16 protein-coding genes are annotated in these 19,437 nt (G+C 74.0%); 11 read left to right on the top strand and 5 right to left on the bottom strand.

What is annotated here, in order from left to right; translation table 11 throughout:
• Nucleotides 1–12: 12 nt before the first annotated feature.
• The 5 genes from ITX44_RS17795 (at nt 13) to ITX44_RS17775 (ending at nt 7,943) form a co-directional block, all read left to right on the top strand.
• A complete protein-coding gene (locus tag ITX44_RS17795; RefSeq protein ID WP_205358209.1) occupies nt 13–891 on the top strand; it encodes an alpha/beta fold hydrolase in 879 nt (292 codons plus the stop codon).
• Between the two features lie 200 nt (nt 892–1,091).
• A complete protein-coding gene (locus ITX44_RS17790) occupies nt 1,092–2,720 on the top strand; it encodes a N,N-dimethylformamidase beta subunit family domain-containing protein (protein WP_236060805.1) in 1,629 nt (542 codons plus the stop codon).
• 281 nt (nt 2,721–3,001) lie between these two features.
• Nucleotides 3,002–5,386 (top strand): phosphoketolase family protein, encoded by a 2,385-nt coding sequence (locus ITX44_RS17785; RefSeq protein WP_205358259.1) that lies wholly within the window; start codon nt 3,002–3,004, stop codon nt 5,384–5,386.
• Between the two features lie 216 nt (nt 5,387–5,602).
• Nucleotides 5,603–6,523 carry a carbohydrate kinase family protein gene (locus tag ITX44_RS17780; protein WP_205358208.1) on the top strand — a complete coding sequence of 307 codons (921 nt, stop codon included), beginning with the start codon at nt 5,603–5,605 and terminating at the stop codon, nt 6,521–6,523.
• A 139-nt stretch (nt 6,524–6,662) separates the two neighbouring features.
• Complete coding sequence (locus ITX44_RS17775) at nt 6,663–7,943, top strand: LacI family DNA-binding transcriptional regulator (RefSeq protein WP_307795330.1); 1,281 nt, start codon at nt 6,663–6,665, stop codon at nt 7,941–7,943.
• 14 nt (nt 7,944–7,957) lie between these two features.
• Here ITX44_RS17775 and ITX44_RS17770 read toward each other — a convergent pair whose 3' ends face one another.
• Nucleotides 7,958–8,362 (bottom strand): VOC family protein, encoded by a 405-nt coding sequence (locus ITX44_RS17770; RefSeq protein WP_205358207.1) that lies wholly within the window; start codon nt 8,360–8,362, stop codon nt 7,958–7,960.
• Between the two features lie 120 nt (nt 8,363–8,482).
• The gene (locus ITX44_RS17765) at nt 8,483–10,117 is read right to left on the bottom strand and encodes an SDR family NAD(P)-dependent oxidoreductase (RefSeq protein ID WP_236060803.1); all 1,635 of its coding nucleotides are present in this window, start codon (nt 10,115–10,117) and stop codon (nt 8,483–8,485) included.
• Nucleotides 10,118–10,351: 234 nt separating this feature from the next.
• Between ITX44_RS17765 and fahA the strand changes: the two genes are divergently transcribed.
• Nucleotides 10,352–11,605 (top strand): fumarylacetoacetase, encoded by a 1,254-nt coding sequence (gene fahA, locus ITX44_RS17760; protein ID WP_205358206.1) that lies wholly within the window; start codon nt 10,352–10,354, stop codon nt 11,603–11,605.
• Nucleotides 11,602–12,357, top strand: coding sequence for a YoaK family protein (locus ITX44_RS17755; protein ID WP_205358205.1), 756 nt, complete (start codon nt 11,602–11,604; stop codon nt 12,355–12,357). Before fahA ends, ITX44_RS17755 begins: the two co-directional genes overlap by 4 nt.
• 62 nt (nt 12,358–12,419) lie before the next feature.
• Here the strand turns inward: ITX44_RS17755 and ITX44_RS17750 are convergent, their stop codons facing one another.
• The gene (locus tag ITX44_RS17750; RefSeq protein WP_205358204.1) at nt 12,420–14,201 is read right to left on the bottom strand and encodes a SpoIIE family protein phosphatase; all 1,782 of its coding nucleotides are present in this window, start codon (nt 14,199–14,201) and stop codon (nt 12,420–12,422) included.
• A gap of 236 nt (nt 14,202–14,437) precedes the next feature.
• Here ITX44_RS17750 and ITX44_RS17745 point away from each other — a divergent pair, with 236 nt between their 5' ends.
• Nucleotides 14,438–14,683, top strand: a complete 246-nt coding sequence (locus ITX44_RS17745) for a DUF6296 family protein (RefSeq protein WP_205358203.1) — start codon at nt 14,438–14,440, stop codon at nt 14,681–14,683.
• 65 nt (nt 14,684–14,748) lie between these two features.
• On the opposite strand, the gene ITX44_RS17740 is transcribed toward ITX44_RS17745, so the two are convergent.
• On the bottom strand, nt 14,749–16,110 hold the full coding sequence (locus ITX44_RS17740) for a phosphoribosyltransferase family protein (protein WP_205358202.1): 1,362 nt from the start codon (nt 16,108–16,110) through the stop codon (nt 14,749–14,751).
• A 143-nt stretch (nt 16,111–16,253) separates the two neighbouring features.
• Between ITX44_RS17740 and ITX44_RS17735 the strand changes: the two genes are divergently transcribed.
• A complete protein-coding gene (locus ITX44_RS17735; RefSeq protein WP_205358201.1) occupies nt 16,254–17,201 on the top strand; it encodes a YhjD/YihY/BrkB family envelope integrity protein in 948 nt (315 codons plus the stop codon).
• Nucleotides 17,202–17,301: 100 nt separating this feature from the next.
• Here ITX44_RS17735 and ITX44_RS17730 read toward each other — a convergent pair whose 3' ends face one another.
• Entirely contained in the window at nt 17,302–17,847 is a 546-nt protein-coding gene (locus tag ITX44_RS17730; RefSeq protein ID WP_307795329.1) for a hypothetical protein, read from the bottom strand.
• A gap of 213 nt (nt 17,848–18,060) precedes the next feature.
• On the opposite strand from ITX44_RS17730, the gene ITX44_RS17725 reads away from it, so the two are divergent.
• Together ITX44_RS17725 and ITX44_RS17720 are read left to right on the top strand one after the other, a co-directional pair.
• Nucleotides 18,061–18,684, top strand: coding sequence for an ATP-dependent Clp protease proteolytic subunit (locus ITX44_RS17725; protein ID WP_372440941.1), 624 nt, complete (start codon nt 18,061–18,063; stop codon nt 18,682–18,684).
• A 43-nt stretch (nt 18,685–18,727) separates the two neighbouring features.
• Nucleotides 18,728–19,402 (top strand): ATP-dependent Clp protease proteolytic subunit, encoded by a 675-nt coding sequence (locus ITX44_RS17720; protein WP_205358200.1) that lies wholly within the window; start codon nt 18,728–18,730, stop codon nt 19,400–19,402.
• Nucleotides 19,403–19,437 lie beyond the last annotated feature (35 nt).

Raw genomic sequence — 19,437 nt, 5'->3', positions numbered from 1 at the left:
AGGCGGGCAACGATGGGCATGAGCATTCCGGGCTTCGAGACCAGGGCGATCGAGGTGGCCGACGGCGTCGAGCTGAACGCGGCGGTCGGTGGCGACGGACCGGCCGTCGTACTGCTGCACGGCTTTCCGCAGACCCACCTGATGTGGCGGCACGTCGCTCCCGTCCTGGCCGAGCACCACACCGTGGTCTGCCCGGATCTGCGGGGCTACGGCGCCAGCGGCAAGCCGGAAGCGGTCACCCAGGACACGTACTCCAAGCGGACGATGGCCGCGGACGTCGTCGGTCTGGCCGACGCGCTCGGGTTCGACCGGTTCGCGCTGGTCGGGCACGATCGCGGCGCTCACGTGGCCTTCCGGGCCGGGCTGGACCACCCGCAGCGGATCAGCCGGCTGGGAATCCTGGACATCGTGCCCACGCTGGACACCTGGAACGTGCTCCACGGGGTGGGCGCGGCGGTGGGCTTCCACCTGTTCCTGATGGCCCAGCCGCCCGGTCTGCCCGAGCGGATGATCGCCGGCAGCGCCGAGGCCTTCTTCGGCCACTTCCTCGACGTCTGGGGCACGGGTTCCGGCGCGATCCCGGCGGACGTGCGCGCCGAATACGTGCGCGCGTGCAGCGACGCCGTCCCGTCGATCGTCGCCGACTACCGCGCGACCGCGACCGTCGACATCGAGCACGACCAGGCCGACCTCGACGCCGGCAACCGGCTCGCGATGCCGGTGACGGTCGTCCAGCAGGACTGGGGCGCGCAGTTGGGGTTCGACGCCACCGCGATCTGGCGGCCGTGGGTCACCGACCTCCAGCACTTCACCACCCGGGCCGGGCACTTCATGGCCGAGGAGGCTCCGGAGGACATCGCCACGCTGATCCTCGACCTGATGAAGCGCTGACCGCCGCGGACGAAAGGCCGGCCGTCCCCGTTTCGGCCGCCCCGGAGTCGTGAGGCAACCCGGACGGCGGGACGATCATCTGGGTACGTGCAGGCGTGCGCGCAGGCCACGGCCGTACGGCCCGGCGCCCGCACGCCACGACGACGCGCGGCACCGTACGCGTACCGGCACCACGACCCCCAGCGGACAGGACACGGCGGATGGCACACGACCCCGAGCGGCAGGAACCAGCGGCGGACGACCCCGACGCGGACCCGCAGGGCGAGCCGGGCCCGGGCCGGGCGGGGCTGGACCGGGCGGGGCTGGACCGGCGGCACTTCCTGGGGGCCGCCGCGGCCGGGGCGGCCTCGGTGGCGGCGGTGACGGTGGCCGCGTGCGACAGCGGTTCGGGCGGCTCGCAGCCGCGGACCGGGGCGACGCGGACCGGGCCGGCCGTCGCGGAGAGCGCGCACCCGGGCACGGCGGACTGGCGGATCGCCTCGCAGGGGCCGCAGGAGGCCGTGGAGGGGTACGCGGACAAGGTCAGCGTGCTTCCGGGCGAGGAGTTCACGCTGTACGTGTCCACCACCGCGCCGGGTTTTCGGGTCTCGGCGTTCCGGGTGGGCTGGTACGGCGGCGCGCAGGCGCGGCTGGTGTGGCAGTCGGACCGGGTGGCGGGCCGGACCCAGCAGCGGCCGAAGCTCGCGGTGGACACCCGCACCATCACCGCGGACTGGGAACCCAGCCTCCAGGTGCGCGCCGACGGCTGGCCGGAAGGCGCCTATCTGCTGCGCCTGGAGGCGGAGAACGGCAACCAGCGCTATGTGCCGCTGGTGGTGCGCTCGGTCAGCGCCGTCGGGCGCACCCTGCTGATGCACGCCCCCGCGACCTGGCAGGCGTACAACACGTGGGGCGGCTACAGCCTGTACGAGGGCCGGGACGGCACCTATACGCACCGCGCGCTCGCGGTCTCCTTCGACCGGCCCTACGACTCCAACGGCGCCGAGAAATTCATGGTGTACGAGCGGGCCCTGGTGGTGCTCGCCGAGCGGCTGGGCATACCCCTGGCGTACACCACCGGCGTGGACGTCCACCTGGCGCACTCGGTGCTGCGCGGCGCGACCGCCGCCATAGCGCTCGGCCACGACGAGTACTGGACACCCGAGCAGCGGCGGTACGTGGCCCAGGCCCGCGACACCGGCACCAATCTGGCGTTCCTGGGCGCCAATACCTGCTACCGCCGGGTGCGGCTGGAGATGGCGCCGACCGGGGCGGTGCGCACGGTCGTCTGCTACAAGACCGACTACCCGGTGGACCCGTACCTGATCGACCACCCCACCATGGCGACCACCGACTTCAGGCACCGGCCGGGCGCGGACCCGGAGTCGTCGCTGACCGGGGTGATCTACGAGGGCTATCCGACGGACGCGCCCTATGTGGTGGAGCAACCGGACCACTGGGTGTTCGAGGGGACGGGCGTGCGGCGCGGCGACTCCTTCGACCACCTGGTGGGTGTGGAGTACGACCGGGTCACCCCCGACTTCCCGACGCCGAAGCCGATCGAGATCGTCGCCCACTCGCCCCTGGTGTGCAACGGCCGCCACAGCCACGCCGATTCGGCGTACTACACGGTGCCGAGCGGCGCGGGCGTCTTCGCCTCCGGCACGATGCGCTGGGTCGAGGGGCTGATGGCCGGCACCCACGACGACGGCCGCGACCACGGCATGGACGCGCGCACCCGCGCCTTCGTCACCCGGACCACGGAGAACGTGCTGCGGGCCTTCGCGCAGGGCCCGGCCGTCAAGCACCGGCCGGCGCCGACGGACAACGTGGGGACGGTGTACGCCTGACCGGCCGACACCATCCGGCGGACACCGTGGGGACGGTGTACGCCTGGGGGTGCCGGGCAGCCGTAGGACGCGACGTCCGGGCCGCCGAGCGCTGGGTGGCCGAGTACCGGCCGCCCTGCGCGTACACCCGTTCGAGGGATTTCGGGTGCGGGGCGGATCGTTCCGCGGGTGCGGCGGGCAGGGACCAAGTGACCCTGACCGCTGCCCCGTACGGCCCTGTCCGGGTCACCGCCGGGGACCGGATCGTGGTGCCCGTCCACGACCACACTCCGGAGGAAGACATGTCCCACGAACCGGCATCCCCGCCCGCGGAGCTCACCGACGACGAGGTACGGGCGCTGGACGCGCACTGGCGGGCGGCGAACTACCTGGCGGTGGGGCAGATCTATCTGCTGGACGACAACCCGCTGCTGACCGAACCGCTGCGGCCCGAGCACGTCAAGCCGCGGCTGCTGGGCCACTGGGGCACCTCCCCGGGCCTGAACCTCGTGCACACCCACCTCAACCGGGTGGTGCGGGCCCGGGACCTCGACGCGATCTGCGTGTGGGGGCCGGGACACGGCGGCCCCGCGGTGCTCGCCAACTCCTGGCTGGAGGGCAGCTACACCGACACCTACCCCGACATCACCCGGGACGCCGCCGGGATGGGCAGGCTGTTCCGGCAGTTCTCGTTCCCCGGCGGGGTGCCCTCGCACGTCGCGCCGGAGACGCCCGGGTCGATCCACGAGGGCGGCGAACTCGGCTATTCCCTGTCGCACGCCTACGGCGCGGCGTTCGACAATCCGGGGCTGCTGGTGACCTGCGTCATCGGTGACGGCGAGGCCGAGACCGGACCGCTGGCCACCTCCTGGCACAGCAATTCCTTCCTGGACCCGCTGCACGACGGGTCGGTGCTGCCGATCCTGCACCTGAACGGCTACAAGATCGCCAACCCGACCGTGCTGTCCCGGCTGCCGGAACAGGAGCTGGACGATCTGCTGCGCGGTTACGGTCACGAGCCGATCCATGTCACCGGTGACGACCCGATCGCGGTGCACCGGCTGATGGCCGCCGCCATGGACAGCGCGCTGGACCGGATCGACGCGCTGCGGCGCGAGGCACTCGAGGGCTCGACCGAGCGGCCGCGGTGGCCGGTGATCGTGCTGCGCACCCCGAAGGGCTGGACCGGCCCCGCCGTGGTCGACGGGCTGCCGGTGGAGGGCACCTGGCGGGCCCACCAGGTGCCGCTGTCCGAGGTGCGCACCAACCCCGAGCACCTGCGGCAACTGGAGGAGTGGATGCGCTCCTACCGGCCCGAGGAGCTGTTCGACGCCTCCGGCCGGCCCCGCGAGCAGGTGCTGGAGCACATCCCCGACGGAGAGCGCCGGCTCGGCGCGAACCCGCACACCAACGGCGGCCTGCTGCTGCGCGACCTGCCGCTGCCCGACCCGAGCACCCTGGCCGTCCCCGTCGACAAGCCCGGCGGCTCCCTGCACGAGCCCACCCGGGTGCTGGGCCGGCTGCTGGAGCAGGTGATGGCCGCCACCGAGGAGCGGCGCGACTTCCGCCTGGTCGGCCCGGACGAGACCGCCTCCAACCGGCTCGACGCGGTCTACGGCGCCACCGGCAAGGCCTGGCAGGAAACGGTGCTCGGCACCGACGAGCACCTGGACCGGCACGGCCGGGTGATGGAGATCCTGTCCGAACACACCTGCCAGGGCTGGCTGGAGGGCTACCTGCTCACCGGCCGGCACGGGCTGTTCTCCAGCTACGAGGCGTTCGCGCACATCGTGGACTCGATGGTCAACCAGCACATCAAGTGGCTGCGCACCACCCGGCGGCTGCCCTGGCGGCGCCCGATCGCCTCGCTGAACTACCTGCTCACCTCGCACGTGTGGCGCCAGGACCACAACGGCTTCTCCCACCAGGACCCCGGCTTCATCGACCACATCCTCAACAAGGCCCCCGAGGTCGTCCGGGTCTACCTGCCGCCGGACACCAACACCCTGCTCTCGGTGGCCGATCACGTGCTCAGGTCGCGGGACTACGTGAACGTGGTGGTGGCCGGCAAGCAGCCCACCCAGGACTGGCTGGACCTCGACGCGGCCAACGCGCACTGCGCCAGGGGCGCGGGGATCTGGGACTGGGCCGGGACCGAGGACGGGCTGCGCGAGCCCGACGTGGTGCTCGCCTGCGCCGGTGACATCCCCACCCAGGAGATCCTGGCCGCCGCCCAGCTGCTCCGCCGCCACCTGCCCGACCTGCGGGTGCGCGTGGTCAATGTGGTGGACCTGGCCCGGCTGCTGCCGCAGGCCGAGCACCCGCACGGGATGACCGACCCGGAGTTCGACGCCCTTTTCACCGCGGGGAAGACGGTCATCTTCGCCTACCACGGCTATCCCTGGCTGATCCACCGCCTCACCTACCGCCGTACCAACCACCCGCACATCCACGTCCGCGGCTACAAGGAGATCGGCACCACCACCACGCCCTTCGACATGCTCGTCCGCAACGATCTGGACCGCTACCGACTGGTGATGGACGTGATCGACCGCGTCCCGGGGCTGGCCGTGCTCGCCGCGCCGCTGCGCCAGCGAATGGAGGACACGCGGCTGCGGCACCACGCGTGGATCCGCGAGCACGGGGTCGACCTGCCCGAGGTCACCGAGTGGAGCTGGCAGGGCTGAGTCCGTTCGGGGCCGGCGCCCGTCCGGTGGCTGACCGGTGGGTGCCCGGCCGCGGTCGGTTCACCCACCGGCCGCGGTCCGATCGCGGTCGGTTCACGGTCCGAAGTTGATCGCCCGCCGCGGCCGAAAGGTGATCCCTGCAACACACAGCCGGTACGGTGCCGGTCATCTCTGCCTCAACGGCACGGTTCACGACCCCTGCGGGAGCATGATCGTATGACCGATTTCCTGGTGATCGGCGAGTGCGTGGCGGACATCGTCCGAGTCCCCGGGCTGCCCGATGTCACGCACCCCGGCGGCAGCCCGGCCAACGTGGCCTACGGCCTGGCCCGGCTGGGCCGGTCGACGGCGCTGCTCACCGAGGTGGGCGCCGACCGGGAGGGCGCGCTGATCCGGGACCGGCTGGTCGCGGCCGGCGTGGAGGTGCTGGCCGACGGCCGGCCGGAGGTGACCACCCCGACCGCGGTGGTCACGCTGGACGAACAGGGGCGGGCCAGCTACGACTTCGACATCCGCTGGACGCTGCGGCCCACCGAGCCACCGGCGGGAATTCGCCATGTACACCTCGGCTCGATAGCGGCGGTGGCCGAGCCCGGCGCGGCGGCCGTCCTGGAGCTGGCCGCCCGGCTCCGGTCCGGCGCGACCGTCAGCTACGACCCCAATGTGCGGCCCGCGCTGCTGGGCCCGCACCCGGCGGCGGTCGCCGCGGTCGAGCGCTGCGTGGCCCTGGCCGACCTGGTCAAGGCGAGTGACGAGGACCTGGAGTGGCTGTACCCGGGCGAGCCGCTGCGGGCGGTGGCCAAGCGGTGGCTGGGGCTGGGCCCGGCGGCGGTCTTCGTGACCCTCGGCGGCGAGGGCGCGACGGCCTTCACCGCGACCCAGGAGGTGCACGGCGCCCCGGTCCGTACCGAGGTCGCCGACACCGTGGGCGCCGGCGACTCCTTCATGTCCGCCGCCCTCGACTCCCTGGCCGGCCTGGGCCTCCTCGGCGCCGACGCCCGCCCCGCCCTGGCCGCCCTCCACGACGTCACCCTTGCCGCGGTCCTGCGCCACGCCGCCACCGCCGCCGCCCTGACCGTCTCCCGCCCCGGCGCCAACCCCCCGGACACGGCGGAACTGAGGGCGGCCCTGGGCTGAGGGTCCCTGCGGGGCGGGCCCCGGGACGGCCGAGCACTTCCACAGGGGATGCGCTGAAGGCAGGCCCGGGCGAGGCCCGGACCCCGGGAAAGGCCCGGACCCCGGGAACGGGACGGCAGACGGAACTGGGGTAGGGCGGGTGACAGTGAACGATCGGGGCAACGACCCGCGGCACGGCGGCGCGGACGACGGCCGTGCGGAGAACCGCCCGGACCGGCCCGCGGGCGCGGGCGGCGGGGCGACCTCGTCGGAGCAGCCCGCGCGCGCCGGGGCCGGGGAAGCACCGGCGGGCGGGGCCGCGCCCTCCCGAGCCGGGGAACCCGCGCGGGCCGGCACCACGCGTCCGCAGGACGACAGCGACCCACCCGCCGAGCCCCCGCGCGCCGGAGGTACACCCTCCGCTCCCACCACACTCGCCGAGATCGCCCGGAGGGCCGGGGTGTCCGTGTCGACCGTGTCCAAGGTGCTGCACGGGCGGTCGGATGTGGCGGCGGCGACGCGGGCGAGGGTGCAGCGGTTGCTGGAGCGGCACGGGTATCCGGCGCGGCCGCGGGCGGCGCCGACCGCGCTGGCGGCCGGGGGGCTGGTGGACGTGGTGCTCAACGACATCGAGGGCTCCTGGGCGGCCGGGCTGCTCAGCGGGGCGGAGGAGACGCTGGCCGCGGCGGGGCTGGGCATGGTGGTCACCGCGACCCACAGTGGCGGCGGGGGCTCGGCCCGGCGCTGGCTGGACTCGCTGGCCACCCGCCCGACCCGGGGCGCGGTGCTGGTCGTACCGGAGCTGACCGAGGACGAGCACGCCGATCTGCGGGCGCTGGGCATCCCGTACGCGCTGGTGTCCCCCGCGCAGGAGCCGGAGCCGGGGGTGCCGTGGGTGGGCGCCACCAACTGGCCCGGGGCGTTCGCTGCGACCCGGCACCTGACCGGGCTCGGCCACCGGCGGATCGCGGTGATCAGCGGGCCGCCGCGGCGCCTGGCGTCCCGCGCCCGGGTGGACGGCTACCGTTCGGCCCTGGAGGAAGCCGGGCTCGCCTTCGACCCGGCGCTGGTCCGCTACGGCGACTTCACCCACGAACCGGCCTTCCGGCACGCCCTGGACCTGCTGCGGCTGCCGGACCGGCCGACCGCGGTGTTCGCCGGCAGCGACCAGCAGGCGCTGAGCACGTACCGTGCCGCCGCCACCCTCGGACTGCGCGTCCCGCAGGACCTGAGCGTGGTCGGCTTCGACGACCTGCCGTTCGCGGACTGGGTGACGCCGCGGCTGACCACGGTCCGCACCCCGCTGCCGGAGATGGCCGCGGTGGCCACCCGGATGGTGCTGTGGCTGATCGCCGGGCAGCGCCCGGCCTCCACCCGGGTGGAGGTGGCGAGCACGCTGGTGGTGCGCGAGAGCAGCGCCCCGCCGCGGCCGGCCGGCTGAGCGGGGCCTTCCGGTCAGGCCGGCACGGACGCCGGGTCCATCCAGAAGATCTCCCAGTGGTGGCCGTCCAGGTCGTAGAAGCTGCGGGTGTACATCGGGCTCGTCTCCTGCGTCTGCTGCGCCTCGACCGCGCCGGCGGCCAGCGCCGCGTCGGCGATCCGGTCCACCTCGTCACGGGTGTCCTCGGACAGCGCGATGATCGCCTCGGTCGAGTCGCTGGTGTCGGCGATCGACTTCTTGGTGAAGGACGCGAAGAACGGCTCGGTGAGCAGCATCACGAAGATGTCGTCGCCGATCACCAGGCAGCCGGCCCGCTCGTCGGTGAAGCGGCGGTCGAAGGACCAGCCCAGCGCCTCGAAGAAGCGGATCGAGCGGGTCAGGTCGGTCACGGGCAGGTTGACGAAGATCTTGCTCGGCACGGTGTGTCCGCCTTCCCTCGGTGCGGGTGTGTCACCGGGGTGGACGGACGGCGGAGCAGGATCTCATCGGTCCGCCGGGAAAACCCACCGGGAGAACTCACCGGAACTCACCGGGAGAACTCACCAGGGCGAGGGCGCGTAGTCCTTCAGGAAGCAGCCGAAAAGATCCTCGCCGCTCTCGCCGCGCACGATCGGGTCGTAGACCCGGGCCGCGCCGTCGACCAGGTCCAGCGGGGCGTGGAAACCCTCGGCGGCCAGCCGGACCTTGTCCGGGTGGGGGCGCTCGTCGGTGATCCAGCCGGTGTCGACCGCGGTCATCAGGATCCGGTCGGTCTGGAACATCTCCTGCGCGCTGGTGCGGGTCAGCATGTTCAGCGCGGCCTTGGCCATGTTGGTGTGCGGGTGCCCGGCGCCCTTGTAGCCGCGGCCGAACTGGCCCTCCATCGCCGAGACGTTCACCACGTACTTGCGCCGGGCCGGCGCGGCGGCCATGACCGGCCGCAGCTTGCTGACCAGGATGAAGGGCGCGGTCACATTGCACAGCTGCACTTCGAGCAGCTCGACCGGATCGACCTCGCCGACCGTCTGCACCCAGGAGTTGGTCGCGTCCAGGTCCGGCACCAGCCCGCCGGCGTCGATGGCGGTGCCGGCCTCGATCCGGGCGAGCGAGGCGGAGCCGCTGACCAGGGCGAGCCCGGTGACGTCGGCCGCGGTGAGCAGGCCCTCCTTGCGGGGCGAGGGCAGGGCGGCGGCGGTGCGGGCGCCGGAGCCGAAGGCGCCGAACACCTCGCGGCCGGGCAGTTCACCGGCCGGCAGCGGCGCGTCCTCGGCGGCGACCAGCTCGCGGTAGGCCTGCGGGGAGCGGCGTACGGTCTGGGCCGCGTTGTTGATCAGGATGTCCAGCGGGCCCGCGGCGGCCACCGAGTCGGCCAGGGCTACCACCTGCGCGGGGTCCCGCAGGTCTATGCCGACGATCTTGAGGCGGTGGATCCACTGGTCGCTGTCCGGCATCGCCTTGAAGCGGCGGACGGCGTCGTTGGGGAAGCGGGTGGTGACGGTGGTGTGCGCGCCGTCGCGGAGCAGCCGCAGGGCTATGTACATGCCGATCTTGGCGCGGCCGCCGGTGAGCAGGGCGCGCCGGCCGGTGAGGTCGGTGCGCGCGTCGCGCCGGGCCCGGTTCTCCGCGGCGCACGACGGGCACAGCTGGTGGTAGAAGGCGTCGACCTCGACGTACCGGGTCTTGCAGATGTAGCAGGACCGCGGGCGCTGGAGGATGCCGGCGATCTCCGTGGTGACGGAGGAGCGCAGCGCGATGCCCAGCGTCTCGTCGTCGGTGCGGTCGGCCGCCCCGGTGGCGGTCGCCTCGGTGACGGCCTTGTCGTTGGCGGTCTTGGCGGCCCGGCGCTCCTGCCGGCGGCGGTGCTTGACCGTGCGGTAGATGCCGGCGGTGGCGCGGCGTACGGCGATCGCGTCCGGGTGGTCCAGTGGCAGGTCGTCCAGCTCGGCCAGCACGGACAGGCACACCGCCAGGCGCTCGGGGTCGATCCCGGCGACGTCGGCGTACGGTTCGGGGCCGGTGTCCGGGCCTGCGTCGGCGTCCGCGTAGGCGGCGTCGGAGTACGGGCCCGCGTACGGATCGGCGTCCGCGTACGGCTCGGGGCCGGCACCCGGCTCCCGGGCGCCGGGGATGTGCGTGCTTGCGGCCCCGGGCTTCCCGGGCCCGGGGTCGTCGAGGTCCCGCACCGTCGCCGTCATTCCGCCGTCACTCTCTGTTTCCGGGCGGGCCGGTGGCCCGCTGTGATCCGTATTCCCCCGGGCCCGCGCGCCGCCGTCCGTCCGGGCCGGGGCCCGGGACCGGTCGGCCGCCGGGCCTTGGGGCGAACTTTACGTACGGCCGCCACGCAGCTCCAAACCCGGCCGGGACGGACACCGGCGATACTCTCTGGGCGTTTCCGCGATCCCTGGATTCCGTGATCCCCGGAGGTCCCGTTGAGCACGCCCCGCCCGCTCGGCACCGACAGTCCGTTCGCCGTCCCGTCCGACTCGCTGTTCGGGACGCACAACCTGCCCTACGGCGTGTTCGGCACCGCCGACGACCCGCGCCGCCGGATCGGTGTCGCGTACGGGGAGCACGTCCTCGACGCGGGTGCCGCGGCGCTGGCGGTGGGCGCGCCCGCGGAGCTGGCCGGGCCGCTGGCCGCGCCGCACCTGGGGCCGCTGCTGGCGGCCGGGCGCACGACCTGGACCCGGGTGCGGGCGGCGCTCACCGAGTGGCTGACCGAGCCGCGGCACCGGGCGGCCGTCGAGCCGTACCTGATCCCGCGCGCGGCGGCGGTGCTGCACCTGCCGTTCGAGGTCGCCGATTACGTGGACTTCTACGCCTCGGAGCACCACGCGTCCAACGTGGGCCGGATCTTCCGCCCGGGCGTGGAGCCGCTGACGCCCAACTGGAGGCATCTGCCGATCGGTTACCACGGCCGCTCGGGCACGGTGGTGGTCTCGGGCACCCCGGTGGTCCGGCCCAGCGGCCAGCGCAAGGCACCGGACCGGCCGGTGCCGGACTTCGGGCCGTCGCGCCGGCTCGACATCGAGGCCGAGGTGGGCTTCGTGCTCGGCGCCCCGACCCGGCAGGGCGAGCCGGTGGCGCTGGCCGACGCCGACGAGCACGTCTTCGGGGTGTGCCTGGTCAACGACTGGTCGGCGCGGGACATCCAGGCCTGGGAGTACGTGCCGCTCGGCCCGTTCCTGGGCAAGTCGTTCGCCACCTCGGTGTCCCCGTGGGTGGTGCCGCTGGAGGCGCTGGCGCAGGCCCGTACCGACCCGCCGGCCCGCGCCCCCGAGCCGCTGCCGTACCTGGACGACCGGGCCGCTCGGCGGCCGGGCGCGCTGGGACTGGAGCTGGAGGTACGGCTCAACGGGCACCCGGTGGCCCGACCGCCGTTCGCCACCATGTACTGGACGTACGCCCAGATGCTGGCGCACATGACGGTCAACGGGGCGAGCGTACGGGCCGGCGACCTGTTCGCCTCGGGCACCGTCAGCGGGCCCGAGCCGGACACCCGGGGGTCGCTGATCGAGCTGACCTGGAACGGGGAGCAGCCGCTGAAGCTGCCCGACGGGACCACCCGTTCCTTCCTGGAGGACGGCGACGAGGTGACGATCACCGCCACTGCGCCCGGCCCGGACGGCACCCGGATCGGCTTCGGCGAGGTCACCGGGCGCGTCGAACCCGCCCGGCCGTGACCGGCGGCAGCCCGGCCGCGGACGGGGACCCGGGGCCGGGCGGGCGTACGGGGGCGGCGGGGCGGGTGCGCGCGCTGCTGGCCCCCGCGCTGGCGGCGGAGCCGCCCAACACCGGGATCCCGGCGCTGTTCCTGGCGCTCACCACGCTCAGCGGGATGATCGACGCGGTCAGTGTGCTGCACTTCCGCAAGGTCTTCGTCGCCAACATGACCGGGAACCTGGTCTTCGGCGGGCTCGGCATCGCCCGGGCGCCGGGCTTCGTGGTCGCCCCCTCGGTGCTGGCGCTGGCCGGCTTCGCGGCGGGCGGCGTGCTGTGCCGTACGGTGCTGGCCCGCGGCCGCACCGGCCGGCCACTGGTCGCCGCCTCGGCCGGCACCGAGGCGCTGCTGCTGACGGTGGCCGCGGTGATCACCGCGGCCACCGGCCGGAACCCGGCCGAGGGGGTACGGGACCTGCTCATCGTGGTCTGCGCGGCGGCCTTCGGGATCCAGAACGTCACCGCGGGCCGGGTGGCCGTGCCGGGCCTGACCACCACCGTGATGACCCGCACCCTGGTGGGCCTGATCGACACGCTGGGCGTGCCCGGCCGTACCGAGACCGTGGTCCGGCAGGGGCTCAGCGTGCTGCTGCTGATCAGCGGCGCGGCGGTCGGCGGGGTGCTGACCGACCAGGCGCACCCGGCCGCCGCGATCGGGGCGACGGCGGTGGGCGCGGCGGTGGTGGCGGGGCTGGCGGCGCGCGGGCGGACCTGAGCAGCGGCTGCCCGCAGGGGGTGAGCCGCGGCTACGGCGCCTGGGACAGCTTTGGTGGCCGGTCAGGCCACCCGGGGCCCGGCCGGGGGGACGCGCAGCGCCAGGATCGCCACGTCGTCGTCGTTGCCGGGCGGGCGGACGCGTTCCAGGAGCAGGTCGCAGAAGGACTCCAGCGGGCGGTGGGCCAGGTTCGCGGCGTGGTGGCGCAGGGTGGCCAGGCCGTCGTCTATCGAGCGGTCGGGGGACTCGATCAGCCCGTCGGTGTAGAGGACGAGGGTGGAGCGCGGCCCGAGGTCGACCTCGGCGTCGGGGCGGGCGGCGGCCGAGCCGGTGCCCAGCAGGATGCCGTGGGCCTCGGTCAGGAAGCGGGCCCGGCCGTCGTGGTCGATCAGCAGCGGCGGCGGGTGGCCGGCGTTGGTCCAGCGCAGCCGCCAGCCGCTGTCCCGGTCGCCCTCCAGCCGCCCGAACACCACTGTGGCCATGGGCACTTCGGCGAGGTACGTCACGGTCTCGTCCAGCCGTCCCATGACGGTGCCGGGCGGCTCCCGGCGGGACCACGCGTCGGCCCGCAGCATGTTGCGCAGCTGCGCCATTCCGGCCGCCGCGTCCAGGTCGTGCCCGACGACGTCCCCGATCACCAGGGCCGTGGCGCCGTCGCGCAGCGGGAACACGTCGTACCAGTCGCCGCCGACCTGAGAGGCGTCCGGCGCCGGCACGTAGCGGGCGGTCATCTCCAGGCCGGGCAGCCGGGGCAGCTTCGGCAGCAGGTGGCGCTGCATGGTCTCGGCGACCCGGCGCTGCTGCTGGTAGAGCCGCGCGTTGTCCAGGGCGACGCCCGCGCGCCGGGTGATGTCCTCCACCAGCGGCAGGTCGTCCGCCGTGAACGGCCGGGTCCGCCCGGCACGGCCCAGGGTCAGCGCGCCCAGCACCTCGCGGGGCCCGCGGATCGGGGCGATCACCGCCGAGTGCATGCCGGTGGCCTTGAACAGCCGGCCCTGCTCCACCGCCAGTCCCGAGTCGGGCCGGCCCGCGTACGTGTCCGGTGTGGCCAGCGTGGAGGCGGCCCCGCGCAGCGCGCGCGACAGCGGCAGCGGGGACTCCTGGGGAACCGGCGGCAGCGAGCCCTGGAGGTCGCGCCGCTCGACGAAGACGCCGTCGGCGTACTGCACGACCGCGGTCCGCCGCACCTCGTCGTTCTCCGTGATCAGGTCCACGATCGCCCAGTCCCCCAGCCGCGGCAGCACGATCCGTACCAGCCGGTTCAGGGCCTGGTCGGCGTCCAGCGTCGAGGTCAGCCGGGTGGTGGTCTCGGCCAGCAGCGCCAGCCGCTCCATCTCCGTCAGCGCGGACGGGACCGGCCGTTCCTCCCAGGCGTACGGGTCCGGGGCGTCGCCGTGCGGGTGGAAGACCACCAGCGCGCCACTCGTCCCGTCGTCCAGCCGGAACGGGGTGACCAGCCAGGACACCGGCAGCGGGGAGCCGTCGCCGCGTTCGAACCAGCCCGGGCTCTCCTGGACGGTGCGCCGGGCCAGCAGCGCGTGCATCATCGGGCACTGCGTGCGGGGCAGGGTCTGGCCGTGCCGGTCGCGGTGCAGCAGGTCGTGGGCGTCCCGCCCGATCAGGGCCTTCGCCGGGCGGCCCAGCAGTTCTTCCGTGGCCGGGTTGACCGCCAGGATCAGCCCGCCGCCGTCCACGGCGTACGCGCCCGCGTCCACCGCGCCCAGCAGGCCGGTGAGCAGGTCGTTTCCTGCGCCGGGCCCGTGATCGCCGCTCACTTCGCGCGCTCCTCCGGGCTCCGGCACCGGTCTCGCGCCGTGCGCGTCCGCCGTCTCGGGATCGACCATGTCCCGCGTCCTCCACCGCTCCGCCGACCGCCGGGCTCATCGTCCCACATCGGCCGGGTGCTCCCGTTTCGCCCACCGTCACGTCACCGCGGCACCGGGGCGCCGGGATTCCGGGTGCACGGCATGGCCGCCCGGCCCGTCGGCGGGCTCGAGTAGGTGCCATGTCGGGCATCCGGAGAGATGATCGTACGGGGACCGCTCTGCTGGGTGGGCTGGTTCCCGTGAGGAGGACGGACATGCTCGCCATGTCGCGTTATGCGGTCACTGTGCCTGGCCCGCCGGGGGGTCACGCGCCGCCGGAGGTGATCGTGGTCCATCTCACCGCGGAGGTCGGGGTGGACGGGGAACCGGTGTATGCCGATTCATCCGGACGGTACCGGTTCCACATCTCCGGGCAGATCGCGCGGCTGATTCCCGGGGCGGCGAAGGGGGCGAAGGGGCGGCTGTGCCACCGCTGCCTCCAGGCCCTGCCGCTGGGCTGAACCACGCCGTGCCGGTGGTCCGACTTCGGCCGGCGTCAGTGGTGAATGTCGGGTCAGTGGTGAGTTCAGTGGTGATGGGGGTGCGGGGCCGGGTGGCGGGTGAACCAGTCGGCGGCCAGCTCGGCGACGGCGGGCAAAGTGCCCGGTTCCTCGAAGAGGTGGGTGGCGCCGGGGACGATGGCCAGGTCGTTGGAACAGCGCAGGTGACTCTGGGCCTGGCGGTTGAGGTCCAGGACGGTGGGGTCGTGGCCGCCGACGACGAGCAGGGTGGGCGCGGTGACGCGCGGCAGGCGGGTGGCGGCGAGGTCCGGGCGGCCACCGCGGGAGACGACCGCCGCGATGTCGGCGGCGGGGTCGGCGGCGGCCCACAGAGCGGCGGCCGCGCCCGTGCTGGCGCCGAAGGCGCCGATGTCGCGGCCGCGGGCGAGCGGCTGGGCGCGGAGCCAGTGGACCGCGGCGAGCAGGCGGGCGGCCAGCAGCGGAATGTCGAAGACGGCGGCGCGGTCCTCGGCCTCGCGCGGGGTGAGCAGGTCGAACAGCAGGGTGCCGAGCCCGGCCCGGACCAGTTCGTGGGCGACGAAGCGGTTGCGGGTGCTGTGCCGGCTGCTGCCGCTGCCGTGGGCGAAGACCACGATCATGGGGGCGCCCTCGGGGACGGTCAGTTCACCCGGAAGGACGACCCGGCCGGCCGGGATCTCCACCTCGCGACCCTGCCGCTCCGGGGCGCGTTCCCGGTCGGCACGTTCCCGGTCGGCGGACGCGGGCCGGCCCGGGGCGGCACCGGCGGCCGAGCGGTGGGCGGCGCGGGCCAGGCAGGCCACCACTTCGGCGTCGTTGACCTCGGAGAAGTCGGCGTAGAACTGGCCGATCGCGGCGAAACCGGAGGGCGTGTACGGGCACACGCACGCGTCGGCGAGACCCGCGAACTGCTGGGTCCAGCCGGGCGGTGCCACGGGGGCGGCGACCACGACGCGGCGCGCGCCCCGCGCCCGTACCACCTGGCAGGCGGCGCGCTCGGTGGCGCCGGTGGCGACACCGTCGTCGACGACGAGCACGGTGCGGCCGGCGAGGTCCACGCCGGGCCGGCTCTCGTGGTAGGCGCGGGCGCGGCGGTCCAGGACGGCGCGCTCACGGGCCTCGACGTCGGCCAGTGCCCGCGGGGAGACCCCGGCGAGCTGGATCACGTCGTCGTTGAGCACGCGTACGCCGCCCTCGCCGATGGCGCCCGCGGCGAGTTCCGGCCGGTGCGGCACGCCCAGCTTGCGGACCAGGCACACGTCCAGTGGGGCGCCCAGCTCGCCGGCGATCTCCTCGCCGACCGGCACCCCGCCGCGCGGCAGTCCCAGGACGAGCGTGTCCGGACCGGCCTCGGGCAGTAGCTCCCGGGCCAGCCGTTGTCCGGCTTCCCGACGGTCCCTGTATTCCACGGCGGCCTCCTTGCGTTCGCCAGGACACCCGCCTCCCCTTCCATCGTGCCTCCGGGGCGCGTCCGGCGCAGCCTGTGGCGAAGCGGCACATACGGGTGCGGCAGGCGGCGGATGCGACGGCGCACGGCGGGTATCCGCCCTTCATGCGAGCTGTCAGCGTGGTGCGGCAGGCATGGGGGCGGTCGGTCGCGGCGCGGGTGTGGCAGCAGGGCGCGGAGCTGGAACTGCTCCATCGTTCGATGGGGTTCGCCGCGCTCGGGCTGGTCACCCTCGTGCCGTTGCTGGTGGTGGTCGCGGCGGCTGTGCCGTTCCAGCACGCCGGATTCGCGCACTGGGTGGTGGACGGCATGGGGCTGACCGAGCACCCGTCGGAGGCGGTGGTCAAGCTGTTCGCCGCGCCCCGCAGGGTGCTCAGCGCCACCAGCGCGCTCAGCCTGGCGTCGCTGTCGGTGTTCGGGCTGTCCTTCGCGGCCAGCGTGGAGACCGGTTACCGCAAGGTGTGGGAGCTGGCCGCCGCGCCGTGGCACAGCGGCTGGCGGCGGGCGGTGTGGCTCGCGGTGCTGACGGCGTATCTGTTCGTCGAGGCGCAGAGCGGGACCGTGCTCGAGCACGGGGCCTGGCAGAGCGCGGCCCGAATAGTGCTCACCGTCTGCGCGGGGATCGCCTTCTTCTGGTGGGGCCAGCGCTTCCTGCTGGCCCGCGAGGTGACCTGGCGGGCGACGCTGCCGGGCGCGGTGCTGACCATGGCCGGCCTGGTGGGTCTGCGGGCGTTCTCCTCGCTGGTCTTCTCCCCGCTGATCGTGACCAACGCGGTCACCTACGGCCCGGTCGGCACGGTCCTGGTCGTGGAGAGCTGGCTGATCGGTGTCGGCTTCGTCGTCTTCGGCGGCGCCCTTCTCGGCCGCCACGTCGCCGAGGCCCACACGCGCCGCGCGCTGCTCGCCCAGGACCACGCGCCCTTCGGCGGCCCCCGCTGGCGGGCGGTGGCCGTCCGCTCGGCCGCGTCCGCCACGTCGCGGGCTGCCGGCAGCCGCCCGCGGTCCGCCCGGCCGCCCGCGGGCACGCCGGGCGGGGGCCCGGACCCGCGCTGAGGGTCCTCCGGAGGGCGGTGACGGTCCCGAGGGCGGTCACGCGATACGGCCGGAGGCGGTCCCGGTCCGGCCGAATCCGGCCAGATCCGGTCGTATTCGGTCAGGCTCCGTCCGGGCGGTCCGGGGACGGGTGCGGTTCCTGGGCCGGATACGGGTTTCCGTGGAAGTGGGTGTGGGTGCCCCCGGAGACGTTGCCGGCCTGGACCACCGGACCGTACTGGTTGCCGAAGACGTTCATGGTCTGGTGGCTCGACCATGTGCCGCCGCGCGGGCCTTCCGGCTCCAGCTCGGCGAGCAGGGCACGCAGCTCCGCCGCCGCGGCCGGGTCGGCGCGCAGCACCCGGCGCAGCCGGGCCCGCCATGCGGCCTCGATGTCCTGGGCGGCGTCGCCGTCGCCCTCGTCGCGGGCGGCCACGAGTTCGGCGTGGGCCGCGCTCAGCTCCTCGGCGGCCCCCGCCGGGTCGCCGCCGCGCCCGAGGAACCGCGCCACCCGGTCCCGTACCTGCCCCCACGCGTCCGAGACCATCGCGCTCACCAGCGCCGTGGCTCCCGATGACGCCAGTGCCGCCAGCTCCGCCTCCACCCCGACCGCCTCCCCCTCGTCGCGGCGGCCGGACCGCCGCCCGCTCCACCGTAGAGACCGCACCGCCGCCTTGAACAGCGCGCCACGCGCCGGGCGGCGCAGGCGGGGCGGACCGGGCCGGAGAGGGGCTGCGCTCAAAGCGAACAGCAGCGGGAAGGCGGTCCGTGGTACGGGTGAAGTGGGTAGCTTCGACAGGGCGGAAGGCGGACGGGAGCGGCCGTCGACGGGCCGGCGGCCGGAACACCGGATCCACGCGAACGACAGATGGGAAGCATCATGAGTGAGCGGGCGTCCATGCCCCGGCTGAGCACCCCCGAGACCACGGGCGCGCTCGGCGGCCAGGTCTACAACCGGCTTCTCAACGAACGCATCATCTTCCTCGGGCAGGCGGTCGACGACGAGATCGCCAACGAGATCACCGCGCAGCTCCTGCTGCTCGCCGCGGCCGACGCGGACAAGGACATCTACCTCTACATCAACAGCCCCGGCGGCTCGATCACGGCCGGGATGGCGATCTACGACACCATGCAGTTCATCAAGAACGACGTGGTCACCATCGCCATGGGAATCGCCGCCTCCATGGGGCAGTTCCTGCTCACCGCGGGCGCGCCCGGCAAGCGCTTCGCCCTGCCGAACACCGAGGTCCTGATCCACCAGCCGTCGGCCGGGCTCGCCGGATCCGCCACGGACATCAAGATCCATGCCGAACAGCTGCTGCGCACCAAGCAGCGGATGACCGAGCTGTCCGCCCTGCACAGCGGGCAGAGCGTCGAGCAGTGGACCAGGGACGCGGACCGCGACCACTGGTTCACCGCCGAGGGGGCCAAGGACTACGGCCTGATCGACGCGGTCATCGCCAGCGCGGCGGCCATCCCCGGCAGCGGCGGCACCGGCGCGTGACACCGCGTCCGCGTCCGCAGTCCTCTTCCCCAGGAGCAGGTTCATGAGCCTTCCAGCCGACCCCGCCGCCCGGTTCGTACCGCAGGCGCGGTACGACGGTCCCGTGCCCGAGGCCCGCTACATCTTGCCCCGCTTCGTGGAGCGCACCTCGCAGGGTTACCGGGAGTACGACCCCTATGCCAAGCTCTTCGAGGAGCGGGTGATCTTCCTCGGGGTGCAGATCGACGACGCCTCGGCGAACGACATCATGGCGCAGCTGCTGTGCCTGGAGTCGCTCGACCCCGACCGGGACATCTCCCTCTACATCAACTCGCCGGGCGGTTCGTTCACCGCGCTGACCGCCATTTACGACACCATGCAGTTCGTCAAGCCGGACATCCAGACGGTGTGCCTGGGCCAGGCCGCCTCCGCCGCCGCGGTGCTGCTGGCGGCCGGCACCCCGGGCAAGCGGCTGGCGCTGCCCAATGCCCGGGTGCTGATCCACCAGCCGTACACCGAGACCGGGCCGGGCCAGGTGTCCGACCTGGAGATCCAGGCGCGGGAGATCCAGCGGGTCCGCACCACCCTGGAGGAGCTGCTGTCCAAGCACTCCAGCCAGTCGACCGAGCGGGTGAGCCAGGACATCGAGCGCGACAAGATCCTGACCGCGGAGGAGTCGGTGGAGTACGGGCTGGTGGACCGGATCGTGTCCGCCCGCAGCATTTCGATGGGCGTCTGAGCTTCTTCCGCCGGAGCCTTCCAGGCCTTCCGGGG

Source organism: Actinacidiphila acididurans (assembly GCF_016918855.1).
GTDB classification, from domain to species: domain Bacteria; phylum Actinomycetota; class Actinomycetes; order Streptomycetales; family Streptomycetaceae; genus Actinacidiphila; species Actinacidiphila acididurans.
Note: the sequence above shows the minus strand (reverse complement) of the source record. Positions and strands in the feature narration are given on the sequence as shown.

Coding starts and splice junctions, on each gene's coding strand:
- ITX44_RS17780 (WP_205358208.1), top strand. CDS start 5,603: ATGACCGATTTCCTGGTGATCGGCGAGTGCGTGGCGGACATCGTCCGA.
- ITX44_RS17785 (WP_205358259.1), top strand. CDS start 3,002: ATGTCCCACGAACCGGCATCCCCGCCCGCGGAGCTCACCGACGACGAG.
- ITX44_RS17725 (WP_372440941.1), top strand. CDS start 18,061: ATGAGTGAGCGGGCGTCCATGCCCCGGCTGAGCACCCCCGAGACCACG.
- ITX44_RS17750 (WP_205358204.1), bottom strand. CDS start 14,201: ATGGTCGATCCCGAGACGGCGGACGCGCACGGCGCGAGACCGGTGCCG.
- ITX44_RS17735 (WP_205358201.1), top strand. CDS start 16,254: ATGCGAGCTGTCAGCGTGGTGCGGCAGGCATGGGGGCGGTCGGTCGCG.
- ITX44_RS17765 (WP_236060803.1), bottom strand. CDS start 10,117: ATGACGGCGACGGTGCGGGACCTCGACGACCCCGGGCCCGGGAAGCCC.
- ITX44_RS17795 (WP_205358209.1), top strand. CDS start 13: ATGGGCATGAGCATTCCGGGCTTCGAGACCAGGGCGATCGAGGTGGCC.
- ITX44_RS17720 (WP_205358200.1), top strand. CDS start 18,728: ATGAGCCTTCCAGCCGACCCCGCCGCCCGGTTCGTACCGCAGGCGCGG.
- ITX44_RS17745 (WP_205358203.1), top strand. CDS start 14,438: ATGCTCGCCATGTCGCGTTATGCGGTCACTGTGCCTGGCCCGCCGGGG.
- ITX44_RS17790 (WP_236060805.1), top strand. CDS start 1,092: ATGGCACACGACCCCGAGCGGCAGGAACCAGCGGCGGACGACCCCGAC.